This window comes from Variovorax sp. J31P207, from assembly GCF_030316965.1.
Taxonomy (GTDB): Bacteria; Pseudomonadota; Gammaproteobacteria; order Burkholderiales; family Burkholderiaceae_C; genus Variovorax; species Variovorax ginsengisoli_B.
Genome location: NZ_JASZYN010000004.1, coordinates 169,202 through 185,751 on the forward strand (window position 1 = coordinate 169,202; position 16,550 = coordinate 185,751).

Below are 16,550 nucleotides of genomic sequence, written 5' to 3' on the forward strand. Positions count from 1 at the left end.
CTGCGCTACTCGCGGATCCCGAATCCCGTCGCGGTGCAGGTTCTCGCCGCCGGGCCCCGCCCGGCAAATCGGCCGGACCGTTCCGGCCCCACTGCCACGTCTCGCTCATCCAGGCGGCGCCCCTCGACCAGGCCCGCTGCCCTGCGAATGAAGCCTCCGGCGGGCACTGGTTTCGTCGCCAAGTCGTCTTCAGTGCCTGTCGGCAGCCCTCGGGGCTGGCCGGCCGCCGCCTGCGCGTCCGCGCGACCCGATCGGCCGACGGCGTGGCCCGCACAAAAGGAGCCCGGCCCATGGCCAAAGGAATTCTGATCGACCACGTCTTCAAGGTCTTCGGCGACGCGCCGCAACAGGCCCTGGACCTGGTCCGACAAGGCTTTTCGAAGAAAGAGATCCTGGCCCGCACCGGCCAGTCGATCGGCGTGTTCGACGCCACCTTCGAGATCCAGGCCGGCGAGATCTTCGTCATCATGGGTCTGTCGGGCTCCGGCAAGTCGACCCTGGTGCGCCTGCTCAACCGGCTGATCGAGCCGACCGCCGGGCGCATCGTGATCGACGGCGCCGACATCAACCAGCATTCGGATGCCAGGCTGCGGGCGCTGCGCCGCAAGGACATCAGCATGGTGTTTCAGTCCTTCGCGCTGATGCCGCACATGACGGTGCGCGAGAACACCGCCTTCGGGCTCGAACTGGCCGGCGCCGGCAGGAAGCAACGGCTCGAACAGGCCGACCAGGCGCTGGCCCAGGTGGGCCTGGCCGGCTGGGGCGACAGCTACCCCGACGAGCTCTCCGGCGGCATGCAGCAGCGCGTCGGACTGGCGCGCGCGCTGGCCGCCGATCCGTCGATCCTGCTGATGGACGAGGCCTTCTCGGCGCTCGACCCGATCATCCGCACCGAGATGCAGTCGGAACTGCTTCGGCTGCAGCAGCAACAGCGCCGCACCATCGTCTTCATCTCGCACGACCTCGACGAGGCGATGCGCATCGGCGACCGCATCGCGATCATGAAGGACGGCCAGGTGATCCAGGTCGGCACGCCCGACGAGATCCTGCGCAGCCCGGCCGACGACTACGTGCGCAGCTTCGTGCGCGGCGTCGATGCCGCGGCGGTCTTCAAGGCCGCGGACATCGCCCGCCAGTCGCTGACCGTGGTCTGCGAGCACAGCGACCGGGGCGCCCGCGCCGCGCTGAAGATGCTCGAGGACCAGGACCGCGAATTCGCCTACGTCGTGAGCCCGGCCCGGCGCTACCTGGGCACGGTGTCGGCCGACACGCTGCGCGCGGCGCTCGACGGTCATTCAGGCCCGCTCGGCCTGCAGCACGCGTTCCTGGACGGGCTGGCGCCGATCGCCGCGGACGCGCCGGTGGCCGGTTTGTTCGGCCAGGTGGCGCAGGCGCCCTGCGCCGTTCCGGTGGTGGCCGGCGACGGCCGCTTCTGCGGCGCGATCAGCAAGACCACCCTGCTGAAGTTCCTCGACCGCGACACGCCGCCGATCGAGGCCGCGGCCTCCCGGCCTCCCGAAACCATTGAAGCGCACTGACTTTCCGAAGGACCTCCCGATGAACGACACCGCACTGCCTTCCGAACTGGCCACCTTGAACGATCCCGTGACCGCGCTGCCCCCGCCCCCGGTGAACGACCCCTGGGCGGCCCTGTCCGCCACGCCCGACACGGCGTCGGCCAGCGCCTGGCTCGACGCCCCGGTCGACACGGCCCGGCAACTGGCCGGATCGGCCGACCCCGCGGCGACCGGCTTCCAGCTGCACCGCCTCTGGGACGGCTCGCTGCCCGTCGAATCCTGGATCAACCAGGGGCTCGGCTGGGTGGTCGAGAACTTCCGCCCCTTCTTCCAGACCGTGCGCCTGCCGATCGATGGCACGCTGACACGGGTCGAGGGCCTGCTCAACGGCCTGCCCCCACTGGCCATGATCGCGCTGATCGGCCTGCTGGCCTGGCAGTTCGCCGGCCGCAAGCTGGCCATCGGGACCACGGTGTCGCTGCTGCTCGTGGCGCTGCTGGGCATCTGGTCCGAAGCCATGGTCACGCTGTCGCTGGTGCTGACATCGCTGGTTTTCTGCCTGGCGGTCGGCCTGCCGCTGGGCGTGCTGCTGGCCAGCAGCGACCGGGCCCAACGCCTGATGCGGCCGGTGCTCGATGCGATGCAGACCACGCCGGCCTTCGTCTACCTGGTGCCGGTGGTGATGCTGTTCGGCATCGGCAACGTGCCGGGCGTGATCGTGACCATCATCTTCGCGCTGGCGCCACTGGTGCGCCTGACCAACCTGGGCCTGCGCCAGGTGCGGCCAGACCTGGTCGAGGCCGCCCGCGCCTACGGCGCGTCGCCGTGGCAGATGCTGGTGAAGGTCAAGCTGCCGCTGGCGATGCCCTCGATCATGGCGGGCATCAACCAGGCGCTGATGCTGTCGCTGTCGATGGTGGTGATCGCCTCGATGATCGCCGTCGGCGGCCTCGGCCAGATGGTGCTGCGCGGCATCGGCCGGCTCGACATGGGCCTGGCGACCGTGGGCGGCCTGGGCATCGTGCTGCTGGCGATCTCGCTCGATCGCCTGACGCAGGCCATGGGCCGCTCGCGCCGCAGCGCCGGGCGCCGCTGGTGGCACACCGGACCGGCCGGCCTCGCGCTGCGCCTGCTGCATCGCCTGGTGCGCCCGTCGCACAGCGGGCGCGAGCCCGCCGCCGCGCACGGCGTGCTGGCCACGGCCGTGCTCGGGCTCGGGTTGGGCCTGGGCCTCGGTCTTTCCGCCCAGGCCGACGCGGCCGAGCTGCCGGGCAAGGGCGTCACCGTGCAGCCGCTCAAGAGCTCGCTCGCCGAAGAGGCGTTCCAGACGCTGCTGGTGTCCCGGGCGCTGGAGCGGCTCGGCTACGACGTGCAGCCGATGAAGGACCTCGAGCCGGCCACCGAGCACCTGGCGATCGCCAACGGCGATGCCACCTTCATGGCCAGCCACTGGAGCCTGCTGCATGCAGATTTCTACAAAAACAGCGGCGGCGACGCCAAGCTGTGGCGTCGCGGGGTCTACGCCGACGGCGCGGTCCAGGGCTACCTGATCGACAAGAAGACGGCCGAACAGTACGACATCACCAACATCGCGCAGTTGAAGGACCCCGCGATCGCGAAGCTGTTCGACACCGACGGCGACGGCAAGGCCGACCTCACCGGCTGCAACCCGGGCTGGGGCTGCGAAGGGGCGATCGAGAACCACCTCACGGCCTACCGGCTGCGCGACAGCGTGACCCACAGGCAGGGCAGCTATGCCGCGCTGATGGCCGACACCATCGCCCGCTACAAGCAGGGCCGGCCGGTCCTCTACTATGCCTGGACCCCTTATTGGGTCAGCGCCGTGCTGCGCCCGGGCACCGACGTGGTCTGGCTGCAGGTGCCGTTCTCGTCCTCGCCGGCCGGCAACGCCGATACCGCGCTGGCCAACGGCAGGAACTACGGCTTCCAGGCCAACCAGGAGCAGATCGTTGCGAACAGGGCCTTCATCGAGAAGAATCCGGCCGCCGGCAAGCTGTTCGAGGTCATGCAGCTGCCGATCGCCGACATCAACGCGCAGAACCTGCGCATGAGCCAGGGCGCCGGCTCGCAGCGTGACATCGAGCGCCACGTCGACGGCTGGATCCGGGTCCACCGGCAGCTGTTCGACAGCTGGGTCGCGCAGGCGCTGGCCGCCGCGAGCTGACGCGCCCCCACGCTCCTCACTTCGTGTGTCGCTGCCCCCCGAGGGGGCCGCAGGCCGCCTTGGGGCGGCCCGGCGCCGGCCTGAGGCGCGGGTTTTTTCGGGCTGAGATAATCGGGGCGCGTCCCCCACTCACGAGAATCTCCCCCACAATGACCACCATTCAGCAAGCCGACCTGATCGAGTCGGTTTCCGCCGCGCTGCAATACATCAGCTACTACCACCCGGCCGACTACATCGCCCACCTGGCCCGCGCCTACGAGCGCGAGCAGAGCCCGGCGGCCAAGGACGCGATGGCGCAGATCCTGACCAACAGCAAGATGAGCGCGACCGGCCACCGGCCGATCTGCCAGGACACCGGCATCGTCAACGTCTTCCTCAAGGTGGGCATGGACGTGCGCTGGGGCGGTTTCACGGGCAGCCTCGACGACGCCATCAACGAAGGCGTTCGCCGCGGCTACAACCACCCGGACAACACGCTGCGCGCCTCGGTCGTGGCCGACCCGCAGTTCGACCGCAAGAACACCAAGGACAACACGCCGGCCGTGATCTTCACCGAGATCGTGCCCGGCAACACGGTCGAGGTCACGGTCGCGGCCAAGGGCGGCGGCAGCGAAAACAAGAGCAAGCTCGCGATGCTGAACCCCGGCGACAGCATCGTCGACTGGGTGCTCAAGACCGTGCCCACGATGGGCGCCGGCTGGTGCCCGCCCGGCATGCTGGGCATCGGCATCGGCGGCACCGCCGAGAAGGCCGCGCTGATGGCCAAGCAAAGCCTGATGGACGACCTCGACATGCACGAGCTGCAGGCCAAGAAGGCCTCCGGCGCCGAGCTGACCAAGGTCGAGGCGCTGCGCATCGAGCTGTACGAGAAGGTCAACGCGCTGGGCATCGGCGCCCAGGGCCTGGGCGGCCTCGCGACCGTGCTCGACGTCAAGATCCAGATGTACCCGACGCATGCCGCCAGCAAGCCGGTGGCGATGATCCCGAACTGCGCCGCCACCCGCCACGCCCACTTCGTGCTCGACGGCTCGGGCCCGGTCTACCTCGAGGCGCCGTCGCTCGACCTCTGGCCGAAGATCGACTGGGCGCCCGACTACAACAAGAGCAAGCGGGTCGACCTCGACAAGCTCACGCCGGCCGAGGTCGCGAGCTGGAAGCCCGGCGAGACCCTGCTGCTCAACGGCAAGATGCTGACCGGCCGCGACGCCGCCCACAAGCGCATCTCGGACATGCTCGCCAAGGGCGAGAAGCTGCCGGTGGACTTCACCAACCGCGTGATCTACTACGTCGGCCCGGTCGACCCGGTCGGCAACGAAGCCGTGGGCCCGGCCGGCCCGACCACCGCCACGCGCATGGACGGCTTCACCGAGATGATGCTGGCCCAGACCGGCCTGATCGCGATGATCGGCAAGGCCGAGCGCGGCCCGGTCGCGATCGAGGCCATCAAGAAGCACCAGAGCGCCTACCTGATGGCGGTGGGCGGTGCCGCCTACCTCGTGAGCAAGGCGATCAAGACCGCCCGTGTGGTCGGCTTCGCCGACCTCGGCATGGAAGCCATCTACGAGTTCGACGTGGTCGACATGCCGGTGACGGTGGCGGTCGACGCCGGCGGCACCAGCGCCCACATCACCGGACCGGCCGAGTGGCAGAAGCGCATCGCCAGCGGCGAGTTCAAGACCATCACGCTGGAAGCGGCTTGAGCCTGGCGCACGTCGACGGTTCCTCGCGCGCCGATGATCCGATCGGCGTGTTCGACAGCGGCGTCGGGGGCCTGAGCGTCCTCAACGCGCTGCGCGAGGCGCTGCCGCACGAGCGCTTCGTCTACTTCGCCGACACCGGGCATGCCCCCTACGGCGAGCGCGGCGACGCCTTCGTCGCCGAACGCAGCGACGCGGTCGCCCGCCAGCTCATCGAAGCGCATCGGATCAAGGCCCTGGTGGTGGCCTGCAACACCGCGACCGCGGCCGCCATCCACCGCTTGCGGACCGGGCACCCGGCCCTGCCGATGGTCGGCGTCGAACCGGCATTGAAGCCTGCCGTGGCACTGAGCCGCACCGGGCGCATCGCGGTGCTGGCGACCCGGGTCACCGTCGAAAGCGGCAAGTTCCGGGCCCTGCATGACTCGCTGGCCGGACAGGCGACCTTCAGCATCGTGGCCTGCGACGGACTGGCCGGCGCGATCGAGCGCTCCGACGACGCCCGCATCTCGGCGCTCTGCACCCAGTACCTGTCGGCCGCCGGGCGCTTCGGCAACGGCGCCGACGAACTCGACACCCTGGTGCTGGGCTGCACCCATTACCCCTTCATCGCCGACGAACTGCGCCGCCACACGGGCGATGGGGTGCGCTTCATCGACACCGGCGCCCCCGTGGCGCAGCAGACCCGGCGGCTGCTCCAGCAGGCCGGCACCCTGCGCACCGAGGGCCGCGGCGAACTCCGGCTGCTCGGCAGCGGCGCCCCCGGGTCCCTGGACGCCGCGGCCGCCCGCTGGCTCACGGCGACCGCCTGATGCCAAGCCTGCCCCGCGTCCTGTTCGCCGCCTGGCTGCTGGCCGGCGCCGGCATCGCCGCCCACGCCGCCTGCGACACCGGGCTGGCCGAGCGCATGCACGCCAAGCTGCACCCCAAGCGCGCGCTCGACCACGAGCGCGCCGTGTGCGAGCCCTGGCGCGGCGTGCCGGGCCGCTTCATCGTCGTGCTGCCGCTGCCGCGGCCGTCGACCGAGCCGGGCACGACGCAGTTCGATCTCGATGTGCTCGTGGTGCAGCAAGCCGACAACGGCAACACCGAGCGCGCGAAGATCGTGAGCCGGCTGTTCGACGAAGACGTGCTGACCGAGGACGCCGTGCGCATCAGCGAGATCCGGGTCGACGGCGCACGCTACGCGCTGGCGCCCGATGTTCGCGCCTTCGGCCTGCGCATCCTGCGCCAGGGCTCCTCGCGGGCCAATCCCTATTCGAACGAGAGCCTGGCGCTCTACGTGCCCCAGGGCCCGAAGCTCGCCAAGGTGCTCGACGGACTCGAACTCACGCTGGAACAAGGCGAGTGGGACACCAACTGCACCGGCAGCTTCGAGACCGTGCGCGGCAGCCTCTCCGTGGCCCGCAGCGGCACCGGCGGCTACGCCGACCTGGTGCTGCGCCAGGCCCGCTCCGAAAGCCGCTCGAGCCCGCTCGGCGACGAATGCGTGACCCAGGAGCAGCGGCAGACCTTCAAGTCGCGCCTGCTGCGCTACGACGGTACGCGCTACCGGCTGTCGAAGGGCGCCGCGGCCGACTGAGGCTCAGGCTCTCAGGCTGCGCGCAGGGCGGCGTCCCGTCCGCGCCGCATGTCGATCGGCAGCAGCAGCAGCAGGCCGCCGACGAACAGCACCGTGGTCGAGAGGATCGCGATCCGCTGGTTGCCGCCGGTGGCCCAGGTGATCGCGCCGTAGCTCAATGGGCCGACGATGCTCGCCAGCCGGGTGGCGAAGGTCCAGAGGCCGAAGAACTCGGCCAGCTGCCGCGGCGGCGACAGGATGCCGGTCATGGCGCGCCCGGCCGACTGGCTGGAGCCCATCGCCAGCCCGGCGATCGTGGCAGCCCACCAGAAGCCGCCCTTGGTGCTGACCGAGGCCGCGATCAGGCACACCGCGATCCAGGCCACCAGCGTGCCCGCGAGCGAACGCCGGTGGCCGATCCGGTCCTGCAGGTAGCCGAAGCCGAAGGCGCCGAGCGCGGCTGCGATGTTGAGCACGAAGATCAGCACCATCGTCTCGCTGGGCACGAAGCCGATCACCTGCTCGGCGTAGATCGCCGCCAGCGTGATCGCCACCGCGACGCCGCCCTGGTAGCAGACGGTGCAGGCCAGCAGCCACATGAAGTCGCGGTAGGCGCGGGCCTCGCGGAAGGTGTCGCGCAGCTGCTGCCAGGCGCCCTGCTCGGCGCCGCGCTGCTGCGGCAGGGCCCGCTCGGGCAGCAGCGCGAAAGTGACGCAGGCGGCTGCGCCATAGAGCGCGGCCGTGATCAGCATCGTGACCGGCACGAAATGCGACGCCGGCAGGCCCCGGGCCTGCGACCAGAGCACGTAGGCCAGGCACAGGCCGAGGGCCAGCATGCCGCCGAGGTAGCCGAAGCCCCAACCCCAGCCGCTCACCTTGCCCATGCCGTCGGCCGTGGCCAGTTCCGGCAGGAAGGCGCCGGTGAGCGACTCGCCGTAGGAATAGAAGGTGTTGGAGACGATCACCAGCGCCATCGCCAGCGCCACCGCGAAGGGCCCGGCCAGGCGCGGCGTCAACGCCAGCGCCGCGGTGCCGGCCACGCAAGCGACGGTCACGATGACCAGCACCCGCTTCTTGGCCGCGCGCAGGTCGGCCCAGGCGCCGATCGCCGGCATCGTGAACATCACGATCGCATAGGAGATGCTGAGCGCCACGGTCCAGGCGAACGCGGCCCAGGGCGCGCCGCGGGCGATGCCGCCGACGAAATAGGCGGCGAACACGGCGGTGATGACCACCGTGGTGTAGCCCGAATTGGCGAAGTCGTACATCGCCCATCCGAACACCTCGCGCTTGCGCACGCCGGGCTGGAGGGCGGACTGGGGAAACAGGGCCAAGCGAAGACTCCGCGAAACGATGGTCGCAGAGCATAGCGGACCGGCGTGGCCGGCCCGTGACCCAAGGCGCTAGTGGGCTAGTGGAGGTGCCGCGGACGGCGGCCGCCGCCGTGGCCGCCGCTGCCGGCGCCCCCGGTGCCGCCGCGCGGGCGCTTGCCGATCTCGAGCGAATTGACCAGCGCGTCGAAGCGCTCGCCGAAGAGCTTGTCGATCTCGGCCACCACGCCGCCGAGTTCGGCACCATCGAAGTGGCGCTCCATGAGGTTCACCACGTCTTCCACCAGCAGGTCGCGCTGCACCTGCATGATCGCGGCCGGGTTCGGGCCGACGAACAGCATCAGGAAATCGTCGCGCGACTCTTCGTCGGGATCGCCCTCTTCCTCGTCGAAGTCGGTGTCGTAGAAGGTGACCTCAAGCGCGGCGCCCTGCTCGGACAGCTCGTTGAGCGCCATGCACATTTCGTCGAGCGCCTGGCGGAAGTCTTCGTCGCCGGCCACGGTCCAGCAGATCTGGAGCATGTGCTCCTTCTGCTCGAAGCGGATGCCCGGTTCTTCTTCGTAGACGCTGGTGGCGCCATCGGCCAGCGACTTGGCGCCGGCGTACTTCCAGAGCGGCGCGAGCGCTTCCTGGATCTGCTCGAAGCTCACGTCGGAACGCAGCGGCACGTCGCCGTGCACATGGATTTCGAACGGAGCGTTGTAGCGAGGCATGTCTTGCTCCCTTGTGATGTGGTGGTGCCCGGAACCGGGGTCGAACCGGTATGCCCCTTATTCAGGAAGCGGCGGATTTTAAGTCCGATGTGTCTACCAATTTCACCATCCGGGCTTCCGGTCGAACAACGACGATACCGCAAACGAACACAGCCCCGGCAACGTGGGTTGGCGGGGCTGCACTTTGGGTACCGATGTCGGTGGAGGCGCGACCCGGAGTCGAACCGGGCTAGACGGATTTGCAATCCGTTGCATAACCGCTTTGCTATCGCGCCACGCTTTTTCAGTCTTGCCGCTCCGAACGCGTCGAACGCGTCGAAGCCGCGAGGGGCCAGCTTTTCGGGGATTCCAGCCTGCAGAACCTGCCGCGAGGCTTTTCTCCCGGAAAGCCTACGATTCTACAACACGCCAGACCCGCCTCGGCGACACATCTTGGCGAAACGGCTCCGGCAGCGGGCAACGCCATGGTTCGTCGCCGCGATCAGGTCGCGCACGAGGTGATGTACGAGGGTGACCGCGCGCATCGGCCGCGTGGCGGGGTCGAGGCGAGCACTCGCCGGATTCAACGACTCGATCACGCCGATGAAGTCGGGTATACCCTTTAATTCAATTGGAAAAATAATTCCTTGATTCAAATCAAGAATTTCAAGCCTGGTAAATGCATCAGTCCGTAAAAATCAAATGGATGGTTAGCATGACATCCGGGTCGTTGAAATACCCCGGAGCAGCGATCTTTCCCAATCATTCATCCGGCGGCCTACATCAAGGAGTCAATATGCCCGTTCTTTTCACCCGTATCGGAATCCCCCATCCCGGCCAGCAAACGGAAGCCCTGAAGTTCGCCAAAGCCCGCAAGGAAGCTGTCAACAAGCTCTATTCCCTGAACGCAGAAGTCTACGTCCGCTTTGGCGGCCCGGTGGGTCAGATCGTCATGGTGGAGAGCTTCGAAAGCCTGGCGGAAGTTGAAAAAATGAAGATCGCGGCGATCAGGGATTCCATCGACAACAAGATTCCGATGGCTCCGCCCGGCGTTTTTCAGACCGTGGAAGAGCATGCCTGGATGACAGTTTGACGTGATGCGATAGAGAACCAGAAACACAAGGGATTTTTTCGGCAGCTCGATTCATTTTTGAGCTGCCGATTTTTTTACCACCAGGCGGAAGGGAGGCAAGAATGAAATCGAACAAATCGAGGTGGCACGGCGTATTCACGCTATTTGCGATCGTCATCATCGCTTACATCGACAGAATCAATATTTCCATTCTCATCGCCGACAGGGACTTTCTTTCGCACATGGGGATCGTGGCCTCCGATCGCGCAGCCCAGGGTCTCTTGGCGACCGCCTTCATGATCGGCTATGGCTCGGCGGCGTTCTTCCTCACGCCGTTCTGCGAGGCCTTGTTCGGCGTGCGACGCAGCCTGATCTACGGCCTCCTGCTCTGGGGATCCGTCACCCTGGCAACACCATTCTTCGACAGCTACGGCGCTCTCCTGCTGTCGCGGGTCTTCCTGGGACTCAGCGAAGGACCCTTGTTCGCCTTGGCATCGTCGTACATCAAGTCGTACTACGACGCCCAGGAAAACGGAAAACCGAACGCCATCCTGAACACAGGCACCGGCATCGGCCTGGCACTCGGCTATCCATTGATCAGCGCGCTGGTGGTCGGCATCCATTGGCAGGCCTCGTTCGTGGTGCTTGGCCTGGTCAACATCCTCATCGGAATTCCCCTGGTATTGGCATTCATCCGCATGCCGGTCGCGCTGGATGCGGCGCCGGCCAGGCCCACTTTCACCCAGGCCTGCGCGAAGGTGCCCACCATGATCCATGGCGCGCTCCAGACGCGCAATATCCTGTTGATGGCCGCGATCGCCACCATGACGCTGGCCTATCTGTGGGGGAGCGGCAGCTGGCTGCCCTCCTACCTCAAGGAGGCGCGCGGTTTTTCATTCAGCGAGATGGGACCGCTGGCATCCTTGCCGCAGTGGGCATCGGTCGTCTCGATCCTGCTGAGCGGCGTGTTGCTGGATCGCATCGAGCGCCGCAACGTGCCATTGCTGTTCAGCGCATCGGCGCTGCTGGTGGCGCTCTCGATCTATCTCGCCATCAACGCCGAGAACAGACTTGTGGCGGTCGGTTTTCTGACGGCGGCCAATTTCTTCTGGGGCCTGAGCTACCCCGGCGTCCTGGCGCTGATCCAGTACTTTTCCAAGCCCGAGTACACCGCAAGCTCCTGCGGTGTGGCCTTGGGTTGCGCAGGCCTGGTTTCGGGCCTGATGCCGCTCTTGATGGGATGGGCCATCGCCCTGGCGTCCGAAGGCGGCGACGCCAAGGCTGGATTCTTCGTCGGGTTCGCGCTATTGATCGGGACGCAAGTCGTGATCGTTGCGTGCAGCGCGGTCATCTGGCTGCGCGAGCGCACATTCTTCCAGGCAGCGGCCATCCGGGCTTGACGGCCGGAACGGGTCGACCCGACACGCAAGCACGAGCCGCCTCACAGCAGTTTGTGCTTGCGCCTGCCAGCGACACCCCTCATGTTTTCGCTCGATACATATTGGCAGAGCCGATCCACGCTGAAAATCGTGATCCTGCTGCCATCGAGTTCGATCAACCCCTGGCTGCAGAACTCCCGGAAGTACCGAGACAGTGTTTCGGGCTTCAAGTTCAACTGTGCGGCCATCAGGTGTTTGTGCAAGAACAATTGCACGTTCCTGGTCTCGATGCTGCGCGGCGGGATGAGACGCAACAGATAGGTCGCCAGTCTCGCGGCAGGCGGCTGCAAAAGGAAGTCCTCAATGTCATCCACCATCAGATGCAGGCGGTAGGCCAGATTGGCCAGCATGCGCATGGCCAGTCGGCCATCGGATTGCAAAAGCTCGGTCACGACATCTTTGGGGACAAAGACGAGGCCTGAGTCCTCCACCGCGATGCCGGTGGTGTAGTGCGCCAATTCCTGCAGCATGGTGGCGTCGCCAAAGCTGTTTCCCATGCCGGCAATCTGGATCGGCTTCTCAAGGCCTTGGCTCGAAAACAAGGACAACCGGATGCGACCATAGGACACCAGATAGAACCCATCGCAAACGTCGCCCTTGCGATAGACGATGTCTCGCTTCAAGACGCGCATCACGCGCGCCGCCTTCGCGATCTTCTCGACCAGCGCGGCATCCAGGCCTTGAAAAAGCGGCAGATTCTCGATGAGACCGATGGTGTGCGCGAGCTTCATCGCCGGATACTCCTGTTAAGAGGCGAAGCTACGTAAAACACCTCGCACTAGCCATAGGAGCAGTCTCGATTTCGCGAAGAAGCATCCGTTGGAGACGCTTCGTGCCTGGCGGTGAGACAGAGCCGTCGCCGCTCGACTCATGCATGGACGAGCGACCGTCCAGCAAACGGTCGTGCGCAAAGATCGAATGGAGAGGGTCGCGTGGCCGCCACAGGTTCGAGTGGCGCCGCACAAATGAAAAAAGAGGCCGAAGCCTCTTTTTTGTTGACTCATGGCGCGCCGTTGACGACCATGAAACTTGAATTGGAGCGGGAAAAGAGTCTCGAACTCTCGACCTCAACCTTGGCAAGGTTGCGCTCTACCAACTGAGCTATTCCCGCGTTTCGAGCCTCGAATTATATAGCATTTTTTCGAGGCGCCGCAACTCCTGAAGCTCAGTGCTTCACCGATCCTTCGGCCGGCGCCGCCGCGCGCTGCTTGGCGAGCTCGGCCACCGCCGCCGCGGACGCTGCGACCTCTTCGTCGGACAGCGGCGTCGGCATCTTCTCGAGCGCGATCTCGAGCACCTTGTCGATCCACTTGACGGGCACGATCTCGAGGCCGTTCTTTACGTTCTCGGGAATGTCCTGCAGGTCCTTGGCATTCTCCTCGGGGATCAGCACGGTCTTGATGCCGCCGCGCAGGGCGGCCAGCAGCTTTTCCTTCAGGCCGCCGATCGCAGTGACCTCGCCGCGCAAGGTGATCTCGCCGGTCATCGCGACGTCGCCGCGCACCGGGATGCCGGTCAGCGCCGACACGAAGGCGGTGGTCATCGCTGCGCCCGCACTCGGGCCGTCCTTCGGCGTCGCGCCATCGGGCACGTGGATGTGGATGTCGCGCTTCTCGAACACCTCGTCCTTGATGCCGAGCCGGCGGGCACGGCTGCGCACCACGGTACGCGCCGCTTCCACCGATTCCTTCATCACGTCGCCCAGCGATCCGGTGCGGCTGATCACGCCCTTGCCGGGCATCGTCACCGCCTCGATCGTCAGCAGGTCGCCGCCGACCTCGGTCCAGGCCAGGCCGACCACCTGGCCCACCTGGTTCTGCTTCTCGGCCAGGCCGAAGCTGTACTTGCGCACGCCCAGGAAGTCGTTGAGGTTGGCGCCGGTGACCAGCACCTTGGGCTCCATCTTCTTGAGCAGCAGGCCCTTGACCACCTTGCGGCAGATCTTCGACAGCTCGCGCTCGAGCGAACGCACGCCGGCCTCGCGGGTGTAGTAGCGCACGATGTCGCGCACCGCTTCCTCGTTGATCAGCAGCTCGTCTTCTTTCACGCCGTTGTTCTTCATCTGCTTGGGCAGCAGGTACTTCAGCGCGATGTGGGTCTTCTCGTCCTCGGTGTAGCCCGCCAGGCGGATCACTTCCATCCGGTCCAGCAGCGCCGGCGGGATGTTCATCGAGTTCGAGGTGGCGACGAACATCACGTCGGAGAGGTCGAAGTCGACCTCGACGTAGTGGTCGCCGAAGGTGTGGTTCTGTTCCGGGTCGAGCACTTCGAGCAGCGCGCTCGACGGATCGCCGCGGAAGTCGGTGCCGAGCTTGTCGATCTCGTCGAGCAGGAACAGCGGGTTGCGCGTGCCGACCTTGTTGAGGCTCTGCAGCACCTTGCCCGGCAGTGCGCCGATGTAGGTCCGGCGATGGCCGCGGATCTCGGCCTCGTCACGCATCCCGCCCAGCGCCATGCGGGTGTACTTGCGGCCGGTCGCCTTGGCGATCGACTGCCCGAGCGAGGTCTTGCCGACCCCCGGAGGGCCGACCAGGCAAAGGATCGGCGCCTTCACCTTGTCGACGCGCTGCTGCACCGCGAGATATTCCAGGATGCGGTCCTTGACCTTCTCCAGCCCGTAGTGGTCTTCGTTGAGCACCGCCTCGGCATTGGCGAGGTCGTGCTTGATCTTGGTCTTCTTGCTCCAGGGCAGGCCGATCAGCACGTCGATGTAGTTGCGCACCACCGTGGCCTCGGCCGACATCGGCGACATCAGCTTGAGCTTCTTGAGTTCGCTCTCGGCCTTCTTGAGCGCTTCCTTGGGCATCTTGGCGAGCTTGATCTTCTTCTCGATCTCCTCGATGTCCGCGCCCTCCTCGCCTTCGCCGAGCTCCTTCTGGATCGCCTTGACCTGCTCGTTGAGGTAGAAGTCGCGCTGGTTCTTTTCCATCTGGCGCTTCACGCGGCCGCGGATCTTCTTGTCGACGTTGAGGATGTCGACTTCGCGCTCGAGCTGGCCGAACAGGTTCTCGAGCCGGGCCTTGATGTCGTCCAGGTCGAGCACCGCCTGCTTGTTGTCGAGCTTGAGCGGCAGGTGGGCGGCGATGGTGTCGGCCAGCCGGCCCGGATCGTCGATGCTCGAGATCGAGGTCAGGATCTCGGGCGGGATCTTCTTGTTGAGCTTCACGTACTGGTCGAACTGCTGCATCACCGCGCGGCGCAGCGCCTCGATCTCGGTGCCCTTCTGGGTCGCGGCCTCGGCCACTTCGACCGGGGTGACGTTGGCCGAGAAATGGGTCTCGCCGTCGTCGATGCGGTTCACGCGGGCACGCTGCTGGCCCTCGACCAGCACTTTCACCGTGCCGTCGGGCAGCTTGAGCATCTGGAGGATGGTCGAGATGCAGCCGACCTCGAACATGTCCTCGACCGAGGGCTCGTCCTTGGCGGCGGCCTTTTGCGCCACCAGCATGATGCGGCGCTCGGCCTCCATCGCCAGCTCGAGCGCCTTGATGCTCTTGGGCCGGCCGACGAACAGCGGGATGACCATGTGGGGGAACACGACCACGTCGCGCAGCGGAAGCAGCGGGAGGTCGAGCTCGGTGGCAGGCAGGGGGGTATGACCGGACATGGGAATCCTTTACTTGATCATGGAAAGATGGTCGGCCGCGCGCACTTTTCAAGTGCGCGGGCACGGTCTTCGTCGAAGACGCCGGACGCCTCGCGGGAAAGGGCCGTCCGGAGCTGCATTCAGGCCTTCTTGGCCGCCTCGCGGTAGACCAGCAGCGGGGGCTTGTTTTCGTCGATCGTCGACTCTTCGACCACCACCTTGTCGACATTGGTCGCGTTCGGCAGCTCGAACATGGTGTCGATCAGCGACTGCTCGAGGATCGAGCGCAGGCCGCGGGCGCCGGTCTTGCGGGCCAGCGCCTTGCGGGCGATCGCCTTCAGCGCCGCCGGACGGATCTCGAGGTCGACGCCTTCCATTTGCAGCAGCTTGGTGAACTGCTTGACGACCGCGTTCTTGGGCTCGGTCAGGATCTGCACCAGCGCGTCCTCGCTGAGCTCGGCCAGCGACGCCACCACGGGCATCCGGCCGACCAGTTCGGGGATCAGGCCGAACTTGATCAAATCCTCGGGCTCGACTTCGCGGAACACCTCGGTGATGCTCCTCTGCTGCTTGCTCTTGACCGAGGCGCCGAAGCCGATGCCCGAGGCCTCGGTGCGGTTCTCGATGACCTTCTCGAGGCCGGCGAAGGCGCCGCCGCAGATGAACAGGATGTTGGTCGTGTCGATCTGCAGGAAATCCTGGTTCGGGTGCTTGCGCCCGCCCTGCGGCGGCACGCTGGCCATGGTGCCTTCGATCAGCTTCAGCAGTGCCTGCTGCACGCCCTCGCCCGAGACGTCACGGGTGATCGAGGGGTTGTCTGACTTGCGCGAGATCTTGTCGATCTCGTCGATGTAGACGATGCCGCGCTGGGCCCGCTCGACCTCGTAGTTGCAGCTCTGCAGCAGTTTCTGGATGATGTTCTCGACGTCTTCGCCGACGTAGCCGGCCTCGGTCAGGGTGGTGGCGTCGGCCATCACGAAGGGCACGTCGAGCATGCGCGCGAGCGTCTGAGCGAGCAGGGTCTTGCCGGATCCGGTCGGCCCGATCAGCAGGATGTTGCTCTTGCTGAGCTCGACGTCGTCGCCCTTGGATTTCTCCTTGTGGCGCAGCCGCTTGTAGTGGTTGTAGACCGCCACCGCGAGCATCCGCTTGGCGGGCTCCTGGCCGATCACGTAGTTGTCGAGGTTGGCCTTGATCTCGAGCGGCGTCGGCAGGTCGTTGCGCGCCTCGCGCGACTCGTCACCCGCAGGCAGTTCGTCGCGGATGATCTCGTTGCACAGATCGATGCACTCGTCGCAGATGAAGACCGACGGACCGGCGATCAGCTTCTTGACCTCGTGCTGACTCTTCCCGCAGAACGAGCAGTAAAGCGTTTTTTCGCTGGAGGAGCCTTTTTTCTCGGCCATGGGCAGATGCCTCGTAACAGGGGTTTAACAATGATAGCGAAGATGAAAGCCCACAAGCCCGTCG

General features: G+C 66.3%; 12 protein-coding genes, 3 tRNA genes and 1 pseudogene. 8 read left to right on the forward strand and 8 right to left on the reverse strand.

Annotated features, from left to right (window positions below):
* The first annotated feature begins 290 nt into the window (after window positions 1-290).
* The 6 genes and pseudogenes from proV to QTI68_RS15435 all read left to right on the forward strand — a co-directional run bounded on the left by proV (window position 291) and on the right by QTI68_RS15435 (window position 6,981).
* Complete coding sequence (gene proV / locus QTI68_RS15410; RefSeq protein ID WP_286522456.1) at window positions 291-1,538, forward strand: glycine betaine/L-proline ABC transporter ATP-binding protein ProV; 1,248 nt, start codon at window positions 291-293, stop codon at window positions 1,536-1,538.
* 19 nt (window positions 1,539-1,557) lie between these two features.
* A pseudogene (gene proW / locus QTI68_RS15415) lies at window positions 1,558-2,682 on the forward strand (glycine betaine/L-proline ABC transporter permease ProW); the annotation flags it as partial.
* 39 nt (window positions 2,683-2,721) lie between these two features.
* A complete protein-coding gene (gene proX / locus QTI68_RS15420; RefSeq protein ID WP_286523173.1) occupies window positions 2,722-3,702 on the forward strand; it encodes a glycine betaine/L-proline ABC transporter substrate-binding protein ProX in 981 nt (326 codons plus the stop codon).
* Window positions 3,703-3,851: 149 nt separating this feature from the next.
* Window positions 3,852-5,402 (forward strand): fumarate hydratase, encoded by a 1,551-nt coding sequence (locus QTI68_RS15425; RefSeq protein ID WP_286522458.1) that lies wholly within the window; start codon window positions 3,852-3,854, stop codon window positions 5,400-5,402.
* Window positions 5,399-6,211 carry a glutamate racemase gene (gene murI, locus QTI68_RS15430; protein ID WP_286522460.1) on the forward strand — a complete coding sequence of 271 codons (813 nt, stop codon included), beginning with the start codon at window positions 5,399-5,401 and terminating at the stop codon, window positions 6,209-6,211. The genes QTI68_RS15425 and murI overlap by 4 nt, the downstream gene beginning before the upstream one ends.
* A complete protein-coding gene (locus tag QTI68_RS15435; protein ID WP_286522461.1) occupies window positions 6,211-6,981 on the forward strand; it encodes a PA3715 family protein in 771 nt (256 codons plus the stop codon). The genes murI and QTI68_RS15435 overlap by 1 nt, the downstream gene beginning before the upstream one ends.
* An 11-nt stretch (window positions 6,982-6,992) precedes the next feature.
* Here QTI68_RS15435 and QTI68_RS15440 read toward each other — a convergent pair whose 3' ends face one another.
* From QTI68_RS15440 to QTI68_RS15455, 4 genes are all read right to left on the reverse strand, one after another.
* Window positions 6,993-8,294, reverse strand: coding sequence for an MFS transporter (locus QTI68_RS15440; RefSeq protein WP_286522463.1), 1,302 nt, complete (start codon window positions 8,292-8,294; stop codon window positions 6,993-6,995).
* 77 nt (window positions 8,295-8,371) lie between these two features.
* Entirely contained in the window at window positions 8,372-9,004 is a 633-nt protein-coding gene (locus QTI68_RS15445; protein WP_286504213.1) for a DUF6806 family protein, read from the reverse strand.
* A gap of 22 nt (window positions 9,005-9,026) precedes the next feature.
* A tRNA-Leu gene (locus tag QTI68_RS15450) sits at window positions 9,027-9,119 on the reverse strand.
* Window positions 9,120-9,205: 86 nt separating this feature from the next.
* A tRNA-Cys gene (locus QTI68_RS15455) sits at window positions 9,206-9,279 on the reverse strand.
* A gap of 383 nt (window positions 9,280-9,662) precedes the next feature.
* Here QTI68_RS15455 and QTI68_RS15460 point away from each other — a divergent pair.
* On the forward strand, window positions 9,663-10,076 hold the full coding sequence (locus tag QTI68_RS15460) for a hypothetical protein (RefSeq protein ID WP_286522464.1): 414 nt from the start codon (window positions 9,663-9,665) through the stop codon (window positions 10,074-10,076).
* Window positions 10,077-10,177: 101 nt separating this feature from the next.
* Complete coding sequence (locus QTI68_RS15465; RefSeq protein WP_286522465.1) at window positions 10,178-11,455, forward strand: MFS transporter; 1,278 nt, start codon at window positions 10,178-10,180, stop codon at window positions 11,453-11,455.
* Window positions 11,456-11,496: 41 nt separating this feature from the next.
* Here the strand turns inward: QTI68_RS15465 and QTI68_RS15470 are convergent, their stop codons facing one another.
* The 4 genes from QTI68_RS15470 to clpX all read right to left on the reverse strand — a co-directional run bounded on the left by QTI68_RS15470 (window position 11,497) and on the right by clpX (window position 16,486).
* Window positions 11,497-12,225: a Crp/Fnr family transcriptional regulator gene (locus QTI68_RS15470; RefSeq protein WP_286522467.1), complete on the reverse strand. Its 729-nt coding sequence runs from the start codon at window positions 12,223-12,225 to the stop codon at window positions 11,497-11,499.
* 304 nt (window positions 12,226-12,529) lie between these two features.
* Window positions 12,530-12,605: transfer RNA gene (locus tag QTI68_RS15475), tRNA-Gly, on the reverse strand.
* 54 nt (window positions 12,606-12,659) lie between these two features.
* Window positions 12,660-15,101, reverse strand: a complete 2,442-nt coding sequence (gene lon / locus QTI68_RS15480; RefSeq protein WP_286504212.1) for an endopeptidase La — start codon at window positions 15,099-15,101, stop codon at window positions 12,660-12,662.
* A 119-nt stretch (window positions 15,102-15,220) separates the two neighbouring features.
* The gene (gene clpX, locus QTI68_RS15485; RefSeq protein ID WP_286522469.1) at window positions 15,221-16,486 is read right to left on the reverse strand and encodes an ATP-dependent Clp protease ATP-binding subunit ClpX; all 1,266 of its coding nucleotides are present in this window, start codon (window positions 16,484-16,486) and stop codon (window positions 15,221-15,223) included.
* Between the last annotated feature and the right edge of the window lie 64 nt (window positions 16,487-16,550).